The organism is uncultured Phocaeicola sp. (genome assembly GCF_948499155.1).
GTDB lineage: Bacteria > Bacteroidota > Bacteroidia > Bacteroidales > Bacteroidaceae > Phocaeicola > Phocaeicola faecalis.
Genome location: NZ_CAOOSE010000003.1, coordinates 189,111 through 212,286, shown reverse-complemented (window position 1 = coordinate 212,286; position 23,176 = coordinate 189,111). Strand labels below are relative to the sequence as shown.

The 23,176-nt window shown below is 44.6% G+C and carries 12 protein-coding genes; 5 read left to right on the top strand and 7 right to left on the bottom strand.

Annotation, left to right across the window (positions count from 1 at the left end; translation table 11 throughout):
- Positions 1 to 6 precede the first annotated feature (6 nt).
- From QYT14_RS04195 to QYT14_RS04175, 5 genes are all read left to right on the top strand, one after another.
- The gene (locus tag QYT14_RS04195) at positions 7 to 972 is read left to right on the top strand and encodes a FecR domain-containing protein (protein ID WP_288323980.1); all 966 of its coding nucleotides are present in this window, start codon (positions 7 to 9) and stop codon (positions 970 to 972) included.
- Between the two features lie 254 nt (positions 973 to 1,226).
- A complete protein-coding gene (locus QYT14_RS04190) occupies positions 1,227 to 4,559 on the top strand; it encodes a TonB-dependent receptor (protein WP_288323979.1) in 3,333 nt (1,110 codons plus the stop codon).
- Between the two features lie 21 nt (positions 4,560 to 4,580).
- Positions 4,581 to 6,257 (top strand): RagB/SusD family nutrient uptake outer membrane protein, encoded by a 1,677-nt coding sequence (locus QYT14_RS04185; protein WP_288323978.1) that lies wholly within the window; start codon positions 4,581 to 4,583, stop codon positions 6,255 to 6,257.
- 303 nt (positions 6,258 to 6,560) lie between these two features.
- Entirely contained in the window at positions 6,561 to 9,371 is a 2,811-nt protein-coding gene (locus QYT14_RS04180) for an NPCBM/NEW2 domain-containing protein (protein ID WP_288323977.1), read from the top strand.
- A gap of 23 nt (positions 9,372 to 9,394) precedes the next feature.
- On the top strand, positions 9,395 to 11,314 hold the full coding sequence (locus tag QYT14_RS04175) for a glycoside hydrolase family 97 protein (protein WP_288323976.1): 1,920 nt from the start codon (positions 9,395 to 9,397) through the stop codon (positions 11,312 to 11,314).
- Between the two features lies 1 nt (position 11,315).
- Here QYT14_RS04175 and QYT14_RS04170 read toward each other — a convergent pair whose 3' ends face one another.
- The 7 genes from QYT14_RS04170 to QYT14_RS04140 form a co-directional block, all read right to left on the bottom strand.
- The gene (locus QYT14_RS04170) at positions 11,316 to 12,086 is read right to left on the bottom strand and encodes a TIGR02757 family protein (protein WP_288323975.1); all 771 of its coding nucleotides are present in this window, start codon (positions 12,084 to 12,086) and stop codon (positions 11,316 to 11,318) included.
- Between the two features lie 374 nt (positions 12,087 to 12,460).
- The gene (locus QYT14_RS04165; protein ID WP_288323974.1) at positions 12,461 to 13,567 is read right to left on the bottom strand and encodes a 6-bladed beta-propeller; all 1,107 of its coding nucleotides are present in this window, start codon (positions 13,565 to 13,567) and stop codon (positions 12,461 to 12,463) included.
- Between the two features lie 297 nt (positions 13,568 to 13,864).
- On the bottom strand, positions 13,865 to 15,028 hold the full coding sequence (nagA, locus tag QYT14_RS04160; protein WP_237038272.1) for an N-acetylglucosamine-6-phosphate deacetylase: 1,164 nt from the start codon (positions 15,026 to 15,028) through the stop codon (positions 13,865 to 13,867).
- Between the two features lie 176 nt (positions 15,029 to 15,204).
- Complete coding sequence (galB, locus tag QYT14_RS04155; RefSeq protein ID WP_237038273.1) at positions 15,205 to 17,709, bottom strand: beta-galactosidase GalB; 2,505 nt, start codon at positions 17,707 to 17,709, stop codon at positions 15,205 to 15,207.
- Between the two features lie 8 nt (positions 17,710 to 17,717).
- Positions 17,718 to 19,970, bottom strand: coding sequence for a GH92 family glycosyl hydrolase (locus tag QYT14_RS04150; RefSeq protein ID WP_288323973.1), 2,253 nt, complete (start codon positions 19,968 to 19,970; stop codon positions 17,718 to 17,720).
- Between the two features lie 6 nt (positions 19,971 to 19,976).
- On the bottom strand, positions 19,977 to 22,037 hold the full coding sequence (locus QYT14_RS04145; protein WP_288323972.1) for a family 20 glycosylhydrolase: 2,061 nt from the start codon (positions 22,035 to 22,037) through the stop codon (positions 19,977 to 19,979).
- Positions 22,034 to 23,173, bottom strand: coding sequence for a cyclically-permuted mutarotase family protein (locus QYT14_RS04140; RefSeq protein WP_288323971.1), 1,140 nt, complete (start codon positions 23,171 to 23,173; stop codon positions 22,034 to 22,036). The genes QYT14_RS04145 and QYT14_RS04140 overlap by 4 nt, the downstream gene beginning before the upstream one ends.
- Positions 23,174 to 23,176 lie beyond the last annotated feature (3 nt).

The following is a 23,176-nucleotide window of genomic DNA, read 5'->3' as shown; positions in this document are numbered from 1 at the left end:
TAAAAAATGGACCATCGAATTATAAAATATTACGCAGGAGAACTCAGTAAAGAAGAAAGGAAAGCTTTACTGCAGGAGGCCTTTTCCAACCAAGAACTGAAGAAGGAAATGATAAATTGCCAGCACTTGCAATCACTGGTAAAACTCCACCCACAAGAAAAAAACGAATTATTAGGTAAGGAAAGCCTGAAGCATTTCATGAAAGCCCGACAGATAGAAAAAAAGAAAAGATTGTCATTCCATTTGTTACGCTATGCAGCTATCGTCATTGCCTGTATGGTTTCCACATGGTGGGTTACTTACTCGTTTATCACTATGGATATACCACAACCTGTCACTCAGAAACTCTCTGTCCCGTCCGGACAACGCGCACATATTGTACTGCCGGACGGCAGCAAAGTATGGGTGAATGCCGGTTCCACCCTCACCTATCCTTCCATATTCGGTGAGGAACGCCGGGTAAAACTCAGCGGAGAAGCTTTCTTTGAAGTGGCGAAAGGCTCTTTGCCGTTTATAGTCTCTACCGGTAAGGTGGATGTAAAAGCACTCGGCACCCAATTCAATGTGTTCAACTATCCTACCGAAGAAGTGACCGTTGCACTGTTGGAAGGATCCGTACGCGTCTACCATCCCGAACAAGAACAACAAGGAGTTCTGTTAAGCCCTGAACAACAGCTAACCGCAACTGCCAATGGACGTTTCTTGGTGGTACCCATCACTAAAGACCCCATCATCTGGAAAGACGGTCTTTATGCTTTCAACAAACAAAAGCTGAAAGATATATTGAAAAAACTGGAACTTTATTATGACGTGAAAATCATCGTCAAAGACACCTCCATACTGGAATACGAATACACAGGAAAGTTCCGCCAGCGCGACGGGGTAATGGAGGTCTTGCGGATTATCCAGAAAATACACCCTTTCAAAATAAAACAAAAAGAGAATACGAATGAAATTACTTTATACCGTTAACCTTATTGTCTAATCCATAAAATCAAGAAGAACCATGAAAACATAAGAAGAATATCCATCCACACGTATGCCTTAATCAAAAAAGAAGTCGGCAGATGCGCCAACACCTGCCAACCCGACATTAAGCATAACGTATTCCAAACCCTTTCAAAAATCTAGAAATTATTAACTTAATCGGAAACAAAGATATGAAAATAAAACCTTTGTTAGGGCATCTTTTATGCCTAAAAACGCAAAACAGGACATTAAATATTATGAAAGTAACTATATTTTTGACGTTTTTCTGTGCTTTCCCCTTATTTGCTTCTACCGGTAAAGCACAAAACGCTGTAATAGAACTACCTTCAAACGCTGTAACGGTAGAAACCCTTTTCTCTGAAATAGAAAAACAGACAGACTATTTGGTAGTGTACAGCAACAGAGAACTGAATGTGAAGAGCATTGTTACTTTGTCAAAGAAGAAAGCCAAAGTAAGCGAAATGCTAAAAGAACTGTTGAAAAGTTCCAATCTAAAATACGAACATACCAACAATTACATCGTATTCTCCCCCAAAAACGATAAAACTCATGTTGCACAGCAAACTAAAAAAAAGGTGACGGGGACGGTCATTGACAAAAATGGGGAAGCCATCATCGGTGCCAGTGTACTGGAAAAAGGAACGACCAACGGAACCATTACAGACATAGATGGGCATTTTACCCTTGAAGTAGGGGACAAAGCAACCTTAGCTATCTCTTATATCGGCTACATCGGCCAAAATATAGCGATAGGCAATAAAAGCATGGTTTCCATCATCCTTCAGGAAGATTCACAAGCCCTTGAAGAAGTCGTTGTGATAGGCTATGGCACCCAAAAAAAAGTCAACCTGACCGGTTCGGTAGCTTCCATTAATTCCGAAGTAATCGAAAATGTACCTGCCTCCAACCTTTCCAATGCACTAAGCGGTCGGTTGGCCGGAGTCAACATCACCCAAACAGCCGGCAAACCGGGAGGTGGCTCATCCGTATCCATCCGTGCCGACGGTACTTGGAACAGCACCGACCCGCTGTACATCATTGACGGCGTGGTCCGTGACAAGTTTGCCTTCGATGGGCTGGACGCCAGTGAAGTAGAAAACCTTTCCGTTTTGAAAGACGGCGCTTCGGCGGCCATTTATGGTTCGCGTGCCGCCAACGGTGTTATCCTGGTTACTACCAAAAAAGGTAAGATAGGCAAACCGACCATCAATTATACAGGATCAATCGGTGTATCGGAAGCAACCAAGATACCAGATATGTTCAATGCATACGAGCAAGCTTTATACACCAATGAAGCTTTGCGCAACCATTTGGTTCCTGAAGGCGATGCTCAATATTATGCCGAAGATGAACTGGAATATTACAAAAATCACTCATACGACTGGATGGATGAGACCTGGAAATCCCCCGTTGTCACCCGCCATTCGCTGAATGTAAACGGTGGTAATGACAAGGTGCGCTATTTTATCGGTGGAAACTATTATTACGAAACAGGTTCATTCGACAACCTTAATTTCAAAAAATACAGTATCCGCAGCAATATTGACGCCAATATCACCAAAGACCTGAAAGTATCTTTGAACTTGAACATGGATACACGCAACGACCATAAACCTTATTGGAAATGGGACAATGACAACGACAATATGAACAACCTATACAACGGATTACTGCGCCGCGGACTTTTTGCCCCTTATATTGACGGGAAACCCAACGGAACCTACCTGGCATGGCACCCGATGGAAGTAATCAATGGAAATAGCGGATACAATAAAAAGCGTTATTCCAACTATGAAGTAAACGTAGCCTTCCAATATGATGTTCCTTTCATCAAAGGCTTAAGCCTGAAACTGGCATACAACAAATATGAACGGCATACTTTCATTAAACAGTTCAGCCGTCCTTACGACCTGTATGTTTTCAAGACCACAGGTTCACACAACCATATACAGACCAATGAACTAGACTATGTGAAAACCAGAGATGACGGAGATTTCCTATACGAAAAATACAATAACGACAATAGCTACCAGCTCAATGCCATGGTGACTTACAACAATACCTTCGGCAAGCACGATATCAACGCCCTGTTTGTATACGAACAGTATGAAGGCACAACCGACTGGATGGACGGACAACGCAACTATTTCATCTCTTCGGCCGTAGACCAGATTTTTGCCGGAAGCTCCGATCCTAAAGATTCGACATTCAACGGTAAAGGTTCAGAAAGCGGTCGCCTTTCTTATGTAGGCCGCCTGGGATATACATACGACAACAAATACCTGCTGGAAGCCTCCTTCCGCTATGACGGTTCTGTCAACTTCGACCCAAAACACCGTTGGGGATTCTTCCCGTCAGTATCGGCAGCATGGAGGATCTCAGAAGAAAATTTCTTCAAAAACAACGTCCGTTTCATTGATTACCTGAAACTCCGCGGCTCCATAGGCTTGCTGGGAAATGATGCTGTGGGAGGCTGGCAATGGATGCAACGCTACAACTTGAATTCAGGCGCCTATTTCGGTGCGCTAAGCAACGGAGTTTCCGCTGATGTAATCCCCAATGCCGAAATCACTTGGGAAAAGTCATTAGATATAGATTACGGATTTGATATGCAGATCTTACGCAACCGCCTGTCATTAAGTGCCGGTGGATTCTATAAACATACCTACGATATTTTAGGAGACCGCCTGGCCAGCCTGCCTTCCACCTTCGGAGGAGTCATGCCTAAAGAAAACTACGCAACGATTGACACGAAAGGTTTCGAAATAGAACTTTCCTACAAAGACAAAATAGGAAAAGACTTTACCTATAATATCAATGCCAACTTTGGCTACGCCACCAATAAGCTAATCACTAAAGACGAAGCTGAAAACTTACGTCCTTATAAATCAGAATTAGGATATAACACAGACCGCAGCATGGGATATGTGGCAACCGGCATCATCCGTACACAAGCCGACCTCGACGCACTGCCCGAAGGATATACCATCTTTGGGAAAAAACCGGAACTGGGAATGCTGAATTACAGGGATATAAGAGGTGCAAACTCGGACGAACCGGATGGAAAGATTGACGATAATGATAAAGAATGGATTATAAAGCATACCAAATCCCCCATCAATTACGGCTTCTCCGTGGGTGGGGCATGGAAAGGATTAAGTGTGGACTTATTCTTCCAAGGTGTAGCCGGAGGTAAACGTTTTTATGACCAGCGTACAGAATGGGAAGGAATGGAAGCTTCCGCATATGCATGGAGGGCAGATTATTGGACACCGGAGAACACGGATGCCAAGTTCCCAAGGGCAGGAGCCGACAACGGAGCTTCTGAGGAATCGACTTTCTGGATTCAAGATACTTCATTCCTGCGCTTGAAGAATGTGAATATCACTTACCAGCTGCCGCAACAACTGGTATCCAAATGGGGTCTTTCACAAATGAAATTCTTCCTGATGGGAACCAACCTGTTCCTGCTGCAAGATAAAATTAAAGCTTATGATCCGGAGAACTCAAGCATCATGAATTACCCGTTGATGCGGACTTATTCATTTGGTATCAATGTCAGTTTCTAACTCTTTAAATATGAAAATATCATGAAAATAAAATATTTATTATATAGCGTATTAACAGCTGCCGCCCTTTCGGGATGTATTGATGTTTTAGATAAAAAAGACTTATCTGCCATCACCGAAGAAGATGTTTGGAACAATGCCCAATATGCTACTGCTTATCTGAACAAATTGTATCGTGACAACCTTCCGGGCTGGGATCAGAACGTAGCCGGGTATTCAGACGAAGCTTATGGTGAAACAGGTATTTTATACGGTCAGCTCACCACAGCCTCAATAGATAGTTGGCCATACAAAGAAATCCGTAACATCAATATCATGTTAAGCAGTATCGAAACCGGAAATATAGATAACGCAACCAAAACCTCATTAAAAGCCCAGGCACTTGTTTTAAGAGCTTGGAGATATTTCCAGATGGTACGTTTATACGGTGGAGTTCCTATAATTCTGGAACCGCAGGCATTGACCGATGACTTATATGTCACCCGTAACAAAACTTCGGAATGCATCAACTTAATCATCAAAGATTTGGACGATGCTATCGATGCCCTGCCCTGGAAATGGACAGGAGATGACGAAGGACGCTTTACAAAAGCAACCGTAATGGCACTGAAAGGCCGGATTCTGCTCTATTATGCCAGTCCGCAATTCAATCCAGAGAACAAAGCGGAACGCTGGGAAACAGCATATACGTACAACAAAATGGCAACCGAACAAATAGAAGCCAACGGATATGGGCTGTACGATAGTTATGAGAATATCTGGTTTGATGAAATGAATAAAGAAGTATTATTCGTTACACGCTACCAGGAACCCGACCTGACCCACCATTGGGATGCTGCGACACGCCCTTTGTCGGAAGCACAAAATTATTCGGGCTGCAACCAACCTACAAAGGAAATGGTAGAATCTTACCCAATGATTACTGGTACTCCCATTACAGAATCGCCCGATTATGACCCGCTTCACTTCTGGCAAAACCGTGATCCCCGCTTCACCAGCACCATAGCCTATAATGGATGCATATGGGAATTGAGTGGTAAAAAAGGTAGAATCCAATGGACATACCAAGGACACTCTACCCTGAACCCCAGCAGCAGCGGTTTCTATTGCCGGAAAGCCATCAATGTAAGCTATACTCCCTATTATACTGAAAGAAGCAGTACCGACTGGATAGAAATACGTTTTACCGAAGTCTTGATGAACTATGCCGAATGTGCTGCCGAAAATGGGAAACTGGATGAAGCTTACGGAGTTTTAAAACGCATTCGCCAACGCGCCGGAATAGAAGCCGGAAGCAATGGCATGTATGGTCTGAAAGCAAACATGTCACACGATGAAATGATAGTTGCCATCATGTTGGAACGTAAAATAGAATTTGCCTATGAAGGCAAACGCTACTGGGATTTGCGCCGACGACGCATGTTCGCATCCGAAATGAATGGAACCCGACGTCATGGTCTTTTGCCCAAACTAAAGATTTCCCCCATCGAATTCGACAAAATAAAAGACAATATAGACATAGACAAAGACTATACGACCTATTTTAAAGATTCGGTGGTGGTATTAGACCAGAAATATGAAATCAATTTCCAAAACAACTATTATTTCTATGCCATTCCCAACAAGCATTTAGAAACCAATTCCAAGTTGGAGCAAACGCAAGATTGGGACAACGGAACATTCAATCCGTATGAATAGGAAATAGAAATACTAAAAAGGAAAGAGTGTGTCAAAATAATGATTTACGATATAACTGTCATTTAGAGCTTTTGACACACTCTTATCTCAAATCAATGGAACACAAAAACATAATCCATGTTTTAAACAAGAAAATCCATTGATTTATACATTTATTATTCTTTCCTTTGTTACATAAAAAGCCATTTCTGTCCTTTTGTTGCAGTCCTGCCACCAGAAGACACCTGATACTACCATCAGGAACCTGTCCAACCGGAAAAGACAGATATTGACAATAAATAAAAACACATTTAAAAGATTTATATGAATAAAAAGAATTTATTACTAGCCGGCGCTCTCTTTGTCTGCCTGAGTGGGCAAGCCCAACATACGATAAAACTATCAGAACTAGACCTATCTCAAATGTGGCAAGAGTATGGAAAAGTACAGGATGGAAAGTCTGTCACCGGAGAACAAGCCGCCATCAATGGAAAAACTTACAATGAAGTGATAGGTACCCATGCCAAAAGCATCCTGAAAATAGACCTTCACGGAGATGCCACGCGTCTGCGTTCCCAAATAGGTATCGCAGACAGCAAAATCGATATTTCGGACAAAAGCTTGGCCATCCTTCCATTAGTAAACGGAACAAAACTTTATTTTCGCAAAGAAGGCAATGATAAACAATTCTTGGGACTGGCCGGCACAAGTGGCAAAATAGATAAAGGATCTGTTTGCTTTATTGTGAAAGGCGACGGCAAAGAGCTTTACAACAGTGGCATCCTGCACGGCAAGGAATCACCTCTCTCCATAGATGTAGACTTAAAAGGAATCCGTATATTAGAATTATTGGTAGAACCAACAGACGATGGTGGCAGTGGTGACAATGCTTTGTGGATTACTCCGACCATTGAGTATAAATCAACCCAGCCCGAAACCGTCCATGCGGGATATGCAGGAAAAGGGCCGGAAATGGCAACCAATGTATCCCGCAAACTGGCAGATAAAATCAGCAAGCTCCCTGTCTTATCCGTGGCCGCCTCTACAAAAACCGACTTTGACTGGTTGATCACACCCGAAAAAGCCAAAGCAGGCATCTATGCTTCAGCAGACGGTAAAAGCATTATCGTAGCCAATCCAATGGTATCCCGCACTTTCCGGATTTTTCCGAATCTGGCCACAACCAATATCATCAACCGAATGACCGGAGAAAGTATGCTTCGTGCTGTCAGCAGTGAAGGAAGCATACAAATTGATGGTAAGAAACACTTAATCGGGGGATTGGCCGGACAGCCGGAACGAGCTTACATTGAAGATAGATGGATAGAGAACATGACTAGCATTCCCGAATCTTTTTTGGTGGAAGACTTTGAAATTGCCCCCATCAAGGAAGATATTAAATGGGCACGCAGCCGCTGGGCACTCAATAAAGAAACGGCAACCGGCAGTGAAATCATCTTTACTTTGCGTGGTGACAAGGAACTAAAAGATGTCATTGTGAAACTCCATGTATCGGTATACGATAAAATTCCCGTCATCCGCAAACGATTTGAAGTGGTAAACCAATCCGGCCTGCCTATCAACATCGACACATTCCAATTGGAATACCTCGCTTTTGCCGAACCTGAATCTCCCGGAGGGGGTGACCCTTCCAAGTTCCTTTTGCCCAATATCCATATAGAAAGCGATTATGCCTGTGCCGGAAGTTTCACGGAAAAAGAAACAGACATTACCGAAAAATGGGTGACCGATCCCGATTATACCTCGCAACGGAACTATTTGCTGCAAACCCCTTGCATACTGGAAGTTTCTCCCAAAATGGGACCCGACCAGGCCGTTCCGTCCAAAGGAACTTTCCGTTCTTTCAGTGTCTACGAAATGCCGTTCGACAGCTACGACCGTGAACGTAAAGGACTGTTTACCCGCAAAATGTACCGCACCATCGCACCGTGGACTACAGAAAATCCCATCTTCATGCATCTCACCTCAACCCATCCGGAAACAGTGTACCGTGCCATCGACCAATGTGCCGAAACAGGCTATGAAATGATTATCCTGAGTTTTGGTTCGGGCCTGAATGCCGAAGACATATCGGATGCAAACATAGCCAAATACAAAGCGTTTGTGGACTACGCCCGTGACAAAGGCATCGAAATGGGGTGCTACTCTCTGCTTGCCAGCCGCTGGATCAGCGACGAGGTGGATGTCATCAATCCGAAAACAGGGAAGCGAGGCGGCATGACATTCGGCAGTTCGCCCTGCCTGTGCAGCGACTGGGGCTATGAATATTTCCATAAGATAAAGACTTTCTTCGAGAAAACCGGAATGCGTTGCTTTGAACACGATGGCTCTTATCCGGGAGATTTCTGTGCCTCGACCGTCCATCCCCACCATAAAGGACTGAAGGACTCGCAATGGAATCAATTTTATAAGATAACAGAACTTTATCACTGGATGTGCGAAAACGGAATCTACCTCAATGTACCCGACTTTTATTTCTTGAACGGCTCTACCAAGGTAGGCATCGGCTATCGTGAAGTCAACTGGTCATTACCACGCGACCGACAGCTTATCCACACCCGCCAACTGAACTATGACTGCACTTTCGAACGTATTCCTTCCTCCTTATGGAGCTTTGTCCCATTGGTGGAATACCAAGGAGGCGGAGCAGCTGCCACACTGGAGCCTTTGAGTGAACATTTATACGAATACAAAACACTGATGTTCCAAAATTATGGTGCAGGAGTACAAGCCTGCTATCGCGGCCCGCGTTTGTATGATACTCCCGAGACTAAAAAAGTAGTGGTGGAAATTATCAGCTGGTATAAGAAATACCGAAACATACTGAATAGCGATATCATCCACTTGCGCAAACCGGATGCCCGCGACTGGGATGGTATCATGCACGTTAATCCTGCCGGAAAAGAAAAAGGGCTGGCCATGTTCTATAACCCTACCGACAAAGAAATGACACGTAATATCCAACTTCCGCTCTACTACACCGGACTGACAAAAACAGCCAGCATCCGCGAGCAGGAAGGTACACCGGCAAACTATACCCTGAACAGAGATTACACAGTGAACCTTACCGTCAAAATCCCGGCAAGGGGATATACTTGGTATGTAATTGAATAACTAATTAAACCTATATAAATATCATGAAATTCAGAAAACTGACTTATCTGGCATTTGCCTTTTCCATCCCGTGCTTCCTTCAAGCACAACAGGCCAAAATGAACATCGGGGTAGAGGCAGGCCAACTCAACTTCACCGTCTCATTCAAAGGACAGCCTGTCATCCTTTCCTCCCCCTTGGGAATGAATGTAGACAACCAGTTACTCGGAAAAGAAGTAAAGAGTAGCACCGCCAATACAACATCCGGAAAGTATAAGACATATACTATAGAAAAAAAGGACGGAAGTATCTATTACATAGACTCATGGGAATTCGATGACGGAGTAGCCCTCCGTTATCGTATCCCCTCGGACGGCCCCCGTTGCATTTACGGTGAACAAACAGCCTACACTTTCCCATCAGGCACACACGTATGGTATGCCAGTGGCCCATTCCAATATGGATGGATACAATCCTATCAAGACCGGAATACCGATGCCATCAAAGACGAATTGCTGGCTCCTCCTGCCACATTCCTTTTGCCGGACGGAACCTATGCCGCCATCACAGAAGCCAATCTTTTCAACTTTCACGGGGCTGTTTTATTCGGCAAAGAAAACAACCGTGTACAGTTTGGCTATGTAGAAAACAAAGGACATGTGGAAAGTGGAATCATCACCGGTATCCCACAGTCCAAATACTGGCATGAAGAAGTTCGTAACATACCGTGGATTACCTCGCCGCGCAACGGAGAAAATGAAATCGCCACCCCATGGCGCGTACTGATGCTGGCCGAAGACCTAGACGGTTTAGTCAATAACCAAATCATCGCCCAAGTATCTGACCGTCCCAATCCCACCCTTTTCCCAAAAGGAAAAGATACGGAATGGATTAAACCAGGACGTTCTGTTTTCACATGGCTGGTAGAAGGCAATGACCGACTCAGCGTAGCCAACCATAAAAAATATGTAGATGGGGCAGCCGAACTAGGACTACAATCGGTAGTGGTAGACGATGGTTGGGAACTTTGGGGAGAAACAGAAAAGAATGCCAACGGACGCTCCAAATGGGAGCTTTTAAAAGAACTGACAGACTATGCCAAAGCCAAGAAGGTAGACATTTGGGTGTGGCGACCTTCCTCTCCCCGTTCGGGCAACAAAACCGACATAGGGCTGGTAGATGCTGACGAACGAGCCAGCTTTATGAAGAAATGTACCGAAGCAGGTGTCAAAGGACTGAAGATTGATTTCTTCCATACCGAGAACCTCTTTACCGTCAACTTAATGGAAAATATTTTGAAAGATGCAGCCAAAGCACATTTGATGGTCATCTTTCATGGAGTAAACAAACCAACGGGAGACAGCTACACATATCCCAACCTTCTGGCAAAAGAAGCTGTACGCGGATTGGAATCCGTAGGAGCTGAGAATAGTTGGGCACCCGGTCCGGCATGGCCTTATCACAATACAGTGTTGCCTTTTACCCGTTGGCTGGCAGGTGCTGCGGATTATACACCATTGAATTTCCGACAATTCTGTCCGCCTTCGGTCAGCTTCACCCATCAGTTGGCAAGTATCTACGTGTTTACCTCCCCCATGCTGATCTTTGCTGCTGACATGGAAGATATGTTAACCTGTCCGGGACGGATGTTTATCGAAGAAGTTCCGGTGGTTTGGGATGAAACCAAGGTACTGCCCGAAAGCCGCATCGGAGAACTGGCAGCTTTAGCCAGAAGAAGCGGCGATACATGGTATCTTTCCGTACTTAACGGTGAAACGCCCTATAAAGGCGAGCTCAAGACGGATTTCCTTTCCAAAGGCACTTACCGGATGACCATCGCATCGGATAAAAGCGGTGACTACAAACAAATCGTCATCAGCAACCGCAAAATCAAATCCGGCAATACACTAAAACTTGACTTACTCTCGGGAGGAGGATATTTGGCAAAAATAGAAAAGATATAAGTCATTCTCCTTCATTAATTCCATAACCGAATAACGCAAAGTCTCCCAGACACGGATCGCCCGGAAAGACCTCGGCAAGTGCCCGGGTAATGGTCTTTGCGTTATTCAGTGTATAAGATTTACTTTGAGTAAGATGAAGCCGATGGGCCACTTCACTGACATGAGTATCCAGTGGAATCAATAAGTCGCAAGGCGAAAAAGAAGTCCAAATACCGAAATCAACTTCCGAGTCACGCCGTATCATCCAACGAAGAAACATATTCAGTTTCTTTTGCGGCGCCTTGTCCGACACACCCAATAAGCGGCATAGACGCTGCATCGGAGAACCTTCCCGACACACCATCAAAGCCGCCTCCATACAGCCGTATGCTGTATATATTCCATGCAACCAATGAAACAATTCTGCCATTTTGTTTTTCGACACCGTACGATAGAAAGAGTCCTCCCCACAGAAATCCGATTTCCAATCTTCCGACAATACATAAGCCAAAGGTTTACGATGCATGGCGGCATCCAGCCTCTCTGCCGCCTTCAGTATCTGAGGCCGGGCACCAAAACTCAGATATGCTGTCAGGAAACCGCTTATTTCTATATCTTCCTTCCGATGATAGCGATGCGGAAACTGAACCGGATCGGATGATATAAAAGCGGCATTATGGTATCGGGAAGCATATTTCCGAAGAAAACCGGCAACCGATACTTCTTCACCAATACACTGCTGCTTGGTGATATAGGAGACAAAATACTCTTGTTCTTTCTTGTTTTCTTTCATTAATTTCACTGTTTGCAGTTCCAAACAATACCGACAAAGTGAACTTCATATTCACCTTTTCACCATTGGCAAGTTCCGCCGGTTTTTTCCGATGCATCGAAATCCATCAACAACAGCTGATGATACAATAATATGAAGTACTCAGTCAGCATACAATGCTTCCGTTCCTTCTTTTATCAACGAAAGTAAAATATACATTAACCACCTCCGTGGTTAACTCTAACCACGACCGTGACTAACTCTAACCACGGCGGTGAGCAGACTTAACCACCTCCGTGGTTAAGCAATCGCAATAGGCTTTCCGAAGCTATGCATTTGCTCTATAACGACAAAGGCTACTTGGCTGAACAACGAAGATAAGGAGAGGAAACTTCTCAGGGCTGTTGCTTCAGTGTCACGACCATCAGCACCGGATTATCATCTTCCTGCAAGTTCTTCAATCTCTCATTTTCCAAGACCGAAGGATTTTTCTCGGCATACCTGAGGACTTGGGAAGCCTGCACTACTTTCAACAGTGTATAATCATCCAAAGCAATAGCCGGACGAAAATCAAACAAGCCATCCATATCATTCTTCAATGCGCCGCCCGCCACTTTATAACATTCGTTTTTGCGCTTATCATAGATAGCCATCATATTCTCCCGTTTACCTTTTCCCGCCCAATATGCGTATGGGATAAATACAAAATCCGCCACTTCAATCGGATGAATAGACAGATAAGAACTGGCCAGAGAATTAAACTTATCATCATCGCCAAGAAGTTCAAAACGATAATCGGACGGCAGATGATATTTGCCTAAGTCGAATACATAACGCGGAATGAGTTCCTGTTCGGTCACCGTAAAAATGGTATCGTTATAGTTCTCCCGATAGCAAATGTCATCTCCGCAACGATACATAAAACGGTCGTCGGACGAACCAATCATAAAGACCATCCCCTCTTCTACATCGAATAAATCATGGCGGGGATAAGCGCGAAGTGTATCGCCATGAGCATCGGAAATCAAGACCCGGGTAGCCACTTTGCCTGTCGAATTATAAAGGAAGCGGAAAAGGGTACTGTCGTTCTTCACCTTAAACTGAAAAGTTTCATCATTCGTAGGGTATGAGCAAATAAAATCGCCGGTTTCCGTATCATATACATTTATCTTGCCTATATCGCCAACAAAAAGACGCTGCGACCGGTCATTGACATCTATATCGCTTATCCAATTGTATTCTCCCGGTCCACCGCCTATCCCTCCTAGCACGCGGATAAACTTTCCGTCCAAAGCATACTGAAGCAAGTTGTCTCCTACTGCCAAAAAGAAATATTTTGAAGAACGGACAACCCCGTTATCCCACAAATTACCGACTAAGCAATTGGAATCCGTTTGCAGAGGAATATAGTCTACGTTTGCCACAAAATCGCTCATCGACAGTTCTCTCTCATCTTGGACAGCCGATTCAAAGGGAATTACAGTCATGCCATTTTCCGTCATTGGAGCAGCCTTTTGATTCCCACTACAGGAAGATAATATAGCTGCTATGAAAAAACAGCAGGAAAGCCTGAAGAAATGTTTGTTCATCACACATCGTTTTATGATTAATAGTATGGGCAAATATAGATAAATAAACGATGCGCAAAAGGAAATGGGAAATAATTATTTCTAAAGGGAAAAGAAAGAGGCAAAAAATCTCCTTTCACCCTAACATGCTGTACCCCAATAGAGTTACATCCTGTTTGGTGTGAAAGGAGATTTTATAAAGTCCTATTTCCGTTCTTATTCAGCCTGTTCTTACAGAGTATAAGTTCCTTCTACCAGCTTACCCATTGCCCATACAGCGCGGATATTCAAATCCTGGTCAAGAATGAGCATATCGGCATCTTTGCCTTTCTGAAGTGAACCCTTACGGTCATATACTCCCATAATCTTGGACGGAGTTTCCGAAGCCATACGGATAGCATCTTCCAACGGAATTTCAGCTTTCTGCACCAACGTGCGAATCAAGCGGTCCATGGTAGCCACACTTCCTGCCAAAGCAGAACGGTCGGCCAACTTACAGACACCGTCTTCAATAATGACACGGGGGTCAAAAGCCACATTACTGTCACTGGCTGCACACGACAAGGCATCGGTGATAACACAAGCGCGTTCCACACCTTTAATCTTGTAAATCAAGCGCAAGATGGTGGGAGGAACATGGATGCCGTCTGCTACAACTTCTACAGTCATATCGTCTATCAGGTAGATACTTTCCACCGTACCTTCGTACTTGTATTCACGACGTTTGTGGAAGCCCGGCATCGCATTGTAGAAATGAGTGGCATGAGAATAACCCGATTCGTAGGCAGCACGGATATCATCATATTCGGCTTGGGTATGAGCCACTGAAGCCAAGATGCCTTTTCCTGTGATATATTTACCAAACTGCATGGCGCCCGGCAATTCGGGAGCGGCATCCCAACGTTTGATACAGCCCCACTTCTCTACAATAGGAATATATTCCTTCGGATCCGGGTCTTTGATGTTTTCGGGCATCTGGCCGCCTGCCATTTTCATATTAAGATAATGTCCTTCGAGGTGCAGACCAAGCACCGGGCTGTCGGGTTCAGCCATCATCTTGGTACAGGTTTCGGCAGCCGCTTCAATCATCGGCACTGTGGATGAAGACAAAGTAGGGAAAATACTGGTAGTACCGTGCTTCATGTGAGCGTTAATCGCTGTACGGAAAGCCTCTTCAGTACCTTCCATAAAGTCGCCGCCGCCACCGCCATGAACGTGGATTTCCACACCGCCGGGAACTACATACATACCTTTGGCGTCAATCAGCTCGGCTCCGATAACGGCCAGGTCACAGTTTGTTACTTCTAAAATTTTGTTGTCGCGCATCAGGACAGAACCGTCCTTTAACCATCCCTGAGGAGTGAGTATCTTCGCGTTTATGATTTGGGTCAACATAATATAGTAATAAAATTAGGATTTCTAAACAGCATATTAAATATGGGAACAAAATTACTAACTTTTTCACAGTTAGCTGCAGATATCCTGAATTATTTTCTAACTATTTTAATATAAAAAGCCCCGCTTAATAAAATCAAGCGGGGCACAGATAGAGGGAATTCAAACAAATCTTTTTACTTACTCATTAAAACTAGCCTACCTGATTTAAGTCCTTTGCCTGTTGCGGTTAATGTTATCTCTCCCGGTTTATCGGTACTTTGAACAATGGCAGTCATCATTCCGTTGAAAACTTTCATCTGCGGAAGATGGAAAAGTTCCAATGAAGCGGGATTACCATTGGCTCCGGCACGATACGTTCCTGCACCCTTCACCGAATATTTGATGAGGTGTTGTGCATCGGGGCATAAATTACCGTCCTTGTCTACCACTCTCACGGTCACGAATGACAGGTCTTTGCCGTCCGCCTTGATTTCGTTACGGTCGGCCACCAGTTCGATATGGTCGGGCTTGCCAGCTGTGTGAATTTCTTTTTCGGCCACAGCTTCTCCCTTGTCATTGTAAGCCACTACTTTTACCGTTCCCGGCTCATACTTTGTATCCATCCACATCAGACGATAGCGCTGCTGGCGTTTGAAGTCGGCGGTAGAGGCTGAATCAGCACTATTCTCGGGAGTAACGCTCAGGTCTTTTGTGCGCTTGCCCTGACTCTTACCATTGATAAACACTTCTGCCGCAGGATAGTTGGTGTATACAAAAATCGGAGTGACTTCGCCTTCACGTCCCGGCCATGTCCAATGAGGAAGGATATGGAGGGTCTCTTCGTCCTTGTTCCAATGGCTACGATAGAGATAGTAACGGTCTTTAGGCAGGCCGGCAAGGTCAATGATACCAAATAAAGAAGAATGGCTGGGCCAATCTGTATAATAAGGTGTCGGTTCACCCAGATAATCAAAGCCTGTCCATACAAATTCTCCGATAGCCCATGGTTTGTCATCATGCCAAATCCAGTCGTCTTCGGGCAAGTTAGACCATCCACAGTGTTCCACATCGTATGATGAAGACTGATGGTCATCATACTTCTTCATAGCCTGACGGGTTACAGGGAATTTATATACACCGCGAGAGCTGACAGTGGAAGCAGTCTCACTACCCAAAATAATCTGTTGCGGCAACTTCTTATAATTTTCGGGATACTTGTGGGGACGATAGTTAAATCCGGCTATGTCCATAGTAGCCGCCATATTATTGTTGACTACGGCGTCAGGGGCATCCATACCCTGAGTGACCGGGCGGGTCGGGTCTTCGCGATGGCAGATATCCTGCAACATACGTGAAAGTTTCGGTCCGTTACTTCCATTCCATTGGTCGGGCACTTCATTACCGATGCACCACATCACGACACTCGGATTATTGCGATAGTGACGGATAAGGTTCACCAGGTCTTTCTCTGCCCATTCGTCAAACTCCTTATGATAGCCGTTCGCCATTTTTGCCGATTTCCATTCGTCGAATGATTCCGGCATCAACATCATCCCCATCTCGTCACACGCCTCTACCAGCTCGGGAGCAGGCATGTTATGAGAAGTACGGATGGCGTTACAGCCCATATCCTTCAATATGCGGATTTGACGACGGATAGCCGCATCATTCACAGCACCACCCAAAGGGCCTAAATCATGATGATTACAAACTCCTTTGAATTTTGTAAGTTTGCCATTCAGGAAGAAGCCCTTATCAGGTACAATCTCCAATGTACGGATACCAAAACGAGTCGTATATTCATCCTTCAATGTCTCGCCATCGTAGACTTTAGAAACTGCAGTGTACAATGCCGGATTCTCAGGTGACCATAAAGAAGGATGATACACAACAAAATTCTGGTTGAAGAAGGTTCCGTCCAGTCTATCTCCCGGTCTGTCATCCGAAGAGATTCTCTTTCCTTCGGGATTCAGTATTTCTGTTACAATGCGGTAATCACCGACATTTTTCCCTTTGGGCATTACTAAGTCAGTCTTCACATTGACTCTTGCAAAACCGTCCTCCACAACAGGAGTTGTGATGACAGTTCCCCATGTCGGGATATGTACATCTTCTGTCACTACCAAATGCACATTGCGATACAGCCCTGCTCCGGGATACCAACGTGAAGATTCGCGCTCGTTTTCCAGACGGACTGCCAGTTCGTTCTTCTCTCCCGGCTTCAGATAAGGTGTAGCATCCACATAAAATGAGTTATAGCCATAAGGCCAGTATCCTGCCTCTTGTCCGTTGATATATACGCGGGCATGACTCATGGCACCGTCAAATATCAATGTAGCTTTCTTGCCTTTTTCAAAAGAAGGAGCATCAAAATTGAGGCGATACCAACCAGTTCCTACAAAAGGAAGTCCGCCGGTACGTCCGGCATGTTCCATTGCTTCGGTTTGCCCATCCTGGGTAATTGCCATCTCCTGCTTATCATTGTTTATACTGAATGGCCCGTAAATAGCCCAATCATGGGGAACGGTAACGTTCTGCCACTTGGCATCATTAAATCCGGGCTTCGCAAAGTCTGCATTGTCTTCACGGGTGAACTTCCACCCTTTTTCAAAGGTCTGCTCGGTTCTTACCTGCGCTTGCATGAAAGCAAGGGAACAGATAGCCCCCAACGCGGCACATAAAAATCGTTTAGTATTCATAGTCTTTCTTATTTATTGATATGGTCTGTAACAACAAAAGTTATCTCTCCCGCCTTAATCAAGTCATCATGAGAAATAAGGTATTTATTCACTTTCTTGTTTCCTAATCTGATTTCCTTGATATAGTCTCCATGACCTTCCTTCTTGATGACCAGTTTGTCTTTACCCCAATATTTAGGGTCAAGCTTAATGGTTATCTCATCAAAAGTCGGAGTGGTTAATGTATATTCGGGTACACCGGGGCAATCAGGATACAATCCCATCATACTGAAAATAGCCCATGTAGACATAGTACCTGTATCATCATTTCCGGGGATACCGTCAGGTTTGGTAGTGAAGTGTTTGGCCAGCAACTCTTTTACCAATTTCTGAGTACGCCATTCTTCGCCTTTGAAACGGCTGAACAAGTACGGATAGGCAATGTCCGGTTCGTTGGCAGGGTCATAATTTCCTTCATCGAACACACTTTGCAGCTTATCTACGAACTTCTTGTCGCCACCCATCAATTTTGTCAGCCCTTTGATATCATGAGGAACAAAGAAAGTGTAATTCCATGCATTTCCTTCGTGGAAACCGGGACTGGGTGCAAAGTTTGCTCCTTCTTTGGGGTCGAACGGTTCATAGAACTTGCCTTCCTGCGTAATGGGACGCAGAGTGCCAAATTCTTTGCAGAAATAATTCTTATAACCCATAGAACGTTTGCGGAACAGCTTGGCATCTTCTTTCTTTCCCAGTTCTTCTGCCAAAGTAGACAGCGCATAATCTGCCACATAATATTCCAAGGCATGTGAAACAGAGTTATCATATTGGCTTTCCATCGGCACATATCCCTTTGCCATATAGTCATCATTATCCGGGCGCATCAGGTTATCCTTACCCGGAGTAGTGGCCGACTTATACATACCTTTATATGCCAAGTTGATGTCGAAGTCCTGAAGACCTTTCATCCAACTGTCCACAATAACCGGAATAGAAGGATCGCCTTCCATTGTCAACGTCTCACGTCCGTAAAGTTCCCATTTAGGGAACCATCCATGTTCCTTATACATTCCGAGCATGGTATGAATCATATCCATTTGGCGCTCAGGATATACCAGCGTCATCAATTGGTGTACGTTGCGATATGTATCCCACAATGAGAATACCGTATAACGGTTACGGTTGGTAGTCAGAATCTTATCGCCTTCCATCTGCGGGTATTGACCGCTAACGTCCTGAAGGATATTCGGATGGATAAGAGTGTGATACATGGCGGTATAGAATACTCCTTTTTGTTCTTCTGTTCCGCCTTTGACAGTGATGCGTGAAAGGTCGTCATTCCACATCTTGCGTGCTTCGGCACGCAGTTTGTCGAATGTAGTTCCGAACGGTTGCTCCTTTTCAAGATTCAAACGTGCATTCTCGATGCTCACAAAGGATACACCCATGCTGACTTCTATCGTTTCGCTCACTGTCGAGTCAAAAGTAAACCATGCACCGACATCGTCACCGCTCATTTCCTTTGTGTAGGCAGTGTAAAGTTTATACTTGCCTGCCGTGTCATCCCACTGTGCTTCCACCCCCATCGGACGCATCTTTTTCCAGTAGCCGCGTTTTGCCGGTACTTTATTAATGCGCATCACAAAATATATTGGGAATACAGCTTGCGGGTTATAACAAAAAGTACCCAGCAACTTGGTTCCTTCAATCTCACGGTCATTGACAAAACGCACTGTTGCGCCACTCTCGTTTGTCAATCCTTCACCCAGATTCAGCAAGATATTGCTTTGTCCTGCCGGAAAAGTGAAACGTGCCATGCTGGTACGGGGAGTAGCCGTCACTTCGCACTTTACATTATACTTATCCAATACATTGGTATAATAGCCGGGAGTAGCCGATTCATTGCTGTACACACTTCCGTAAGTATTAAAATCAACATTCAGCTTTCCGGTGGTCGGCATCAGCAGTAAAGAGCCTAATTCGGGGCAACCCACACCACTCAGGTTGACATGGGCAAATCCTGTCATATACTTATTATTGAACTCGTAAGGAGTAGACCACCAGGTGCTGTCCTTGTTAATCTTATTTTCGGGTACATCCCCCAATACATTGAGAGGCGTAACCGACATCATTCCCTGCGGACACATCGCACCGGGATTAGTCGTCCCATAATTCGTAGTCCCCACAAAAGGATTCACATAATTGGCCGGTTCTTTTTGCGCCATTGCAGTCAGCAAAGAAAACAATGCGACACCGGTCAAAATACTCAGTTTTCGTATCATAGTCATTTATTTAATTACAACTTCATCTGTAAACAAGAAACCACCAAACTCGCCGGAAGTTGCCTGATAACGTACATAGCGTCCTTTAGCATTGCCTTCCCAACCAAAATTGGTAAAAGTTACCTTATCGTCTTTCACTACTTTATGCTCGATATGCTTCAATTCTGTAAAGTCTTTACCATCATCGGATATAGAGATTGTCACTTCGGCAGGCATAAATACCTCCGGTCCGCAAACCTGCATAAAGTCTGCACCGATAAAATGAAGTTCCGTCTCTTTCTCCAAATCAATCGTAACATCCATTCTTTTCTTGTCAATGAAACCTTGCCAACGCTTATCACCATACGTCCATCCACCACGGACACCATCGACCAAAGCCGTATCCCCCCCGGCAGCATATCCGGGATAATAAGCAGCATCAGGGCCATAAGTCACTTTCTTCCCTACTGCCAGATGTTCCACCGGCTTATCAGCTCCGGGACGGTTACCGATTTCATTTTTCAGCTCAAACGGATAATAACCGGATTTTTTCAATTCTTCCACCGCTTTTAGAGCCCGTACATGGAAGTCTTCATAATTCTTCTTCGACGGTGCACTCCAGGCAACTTCCGCCAACGCAAGAACACGGGGGTAAATCATCATTTCAGCATGCTCGGGTGTCGGAATATATTCTGTAAACAGATTTGCCTGCACACCATACACCAGTCCCACCTTTTCGGCACTCAACGTATCAGGTACCGGATTAAAGGAATAGACTTTGGACAAAGGCAGATACCCGCCGATAGCCTCGGGCTGAGAATCCGGTGCATCCTGATAAGAATCAAAATAACAAAATTCACCCGGAGTCATAATAGCCTTATGACCGGCTTCCACCGCTTTCATTCCTCCTTCCGTTCCACGCCATGACATAACTGTAGCATTAGGTGCCAATCCTCCTTCAAGAATTTCATCCCACCCCAACAGTTTGCGGTTGTGGGCATTCAGGAACACTTCAATGCGATGAATCAGATAACTCTGCAATTCGTTCACATCTTTCAAACCTTCCTTCTTCATCCGTGCCTGACATAACTTACAAGTAGGCCAAGATGCTTTACCCGCCTCATCTCCACCAATATGGATATATTCGGACGGGAATAATTCCATCACTTCCGTCAGCACATTCTCCAGAAATTCAAAAGTCTTTTCATTGCCCACACAGAAATCAGCCTGCTTATAAGGTTCATGTGTACAAGACAGTTCGGGATAAGCCGTCAATACTTCTTCCGAGTGTGCCGGCATTTCTATTTCGGGAATGATGGTTATATAACGAGCTTTGGCATAAGCCACCAATTCACGGATATCCTCTTTGGTGTAATAGCCTCCATAAGCATTCTCACTACCTTCTTCACGATATTGACGACCATTGTTCCACCATTCTTTCCAGGTGGGGAACTCACGCCACGCAGCAAATTCAGTGAGACGGGGATATTTATCTATTTCAATACGCCAGCCTGCCGCATCAGTCAGATGTAAATGGAGGCGGTTCAGTTTATAATAGGCAAAAGCATCAATCTGCTTTTTCACAAAATTCACATCAAAGAAATGACGGGAAACATCGAGCATCATACCACGATAGGCAAAGCGTGGCTCGTCGGTAACGGTTCCTACCGGCAATTCCTTTTTCTCATTGACCATTTGAAGGAATGTCTGGACACCATAAAAAAGTCCTGCACCCGAAGTAGCCCGGATTTTTACCTGCTTCGGAGTTACTTCCAATACATATCCTTCGGGCGAAGTAATATCCAGCAACCGGTCTACTTGTTGAAGAATGACCGCATTATCGGCCACTTCTTCCAGAGCAGCGTCCAATTGATAAGGAGAGCCGGCCATGTAGTCTGCCAATACCGTTTTATCCTCTTGGGGTGCATCTATCCATAATTTTGTTTGATTATTCAATTGAAAAGCACCCTTTTGCAAGTCTGCACTCAATGGAACGGGAATCACAGAAAGTGTCTCTTTCTGTTCCTTGGCGCAACCCGCCAACAACAGGCTCAACGCCACACCTGCCAATAGTGTAAGTTTCCTCATTTTCTATTCTCTTTAATTCTGTTTATTTCATTGGTACGAATACCTGGTTTTAATTCACCATTTATTATATAAGTATAAACTCCGTCGGCAACCAAAGCTGCTCCTGCACGTGCTCCCTGTTCATATTCACCCAAAGAGTTCCATTCATCTTTCGCAGGATAGTAAAGCAACAGATTCTTATTGAACTGATACCACTCCACCGGATGCGACAGATATTCTTTTCCCGCATAAATGCCCTGCAAGGCTTTCAGGAATATATCCTTATTGACACCGCCCACACACAAAATAGCCTCTTCTCCCCAAGGAACGGCTGCTCCGCCTCCCAATGAAATACTTTTTCCTTCTTTATCGACCGGGGTCGCTACCGAAGTCCATTCTTTCGTCTCGGGTGAATATACATAACCGTCCACAGACAAGGTTGCCTTGCGTCCATCTACAGCCGGAGCAAAGCCTCCCCAAACATAAAGTTTTCCTCCCTGTGCCGCACATACCGGTTGCACTCTCGGTTCGCCGGGCACATTGGCCTCTTTCTGCCATCCCTTATCCAAGTTTGACAAATCCAGCGAATACATATCCGAAGAGGGAACACCATCCACATTTCCTCCTACGATATACAGCAAATCACCGATTAAGGCACCTGCCATATTATCGACAGTCACGGGTAAAGAAGGTAAAGTATCGGTTACCAGGGCGTCTTCTTGCAAAGATAAAAGAAATACATCAGATATACTACCATCAGCAGTAGTTCCTCCAACACAAATTAACCCTTTTTGTGTAGAAATAGTTACTCCATACGCTGACGCTTCAGGCAAAAGACCTATTTGTTTCCACCGGAAGGTGGTATCCGATGATAAAGGAGTGGCATAAATTTCATTATAAAACACCTTTTTTCCGCCATCGGCAACAGGAATATCCGGGAAATTACATCCACCCGCCATTATCAAACGGCCTTCTGTTACTCCTGCATATAAAGCAGAAACTCCCTTAAGAAAAGCGGCATTCCCCGAAGGGAAGCCGTTCATTTTCTCAAGAGATATTTCAGAACCGGACGCATCAGTGTGATGGCATGCACTGCATGCCAATAAACCACCCACTAATACAGCCAGCAAATTTCCATATAATTGTTTCTTTGTCACACA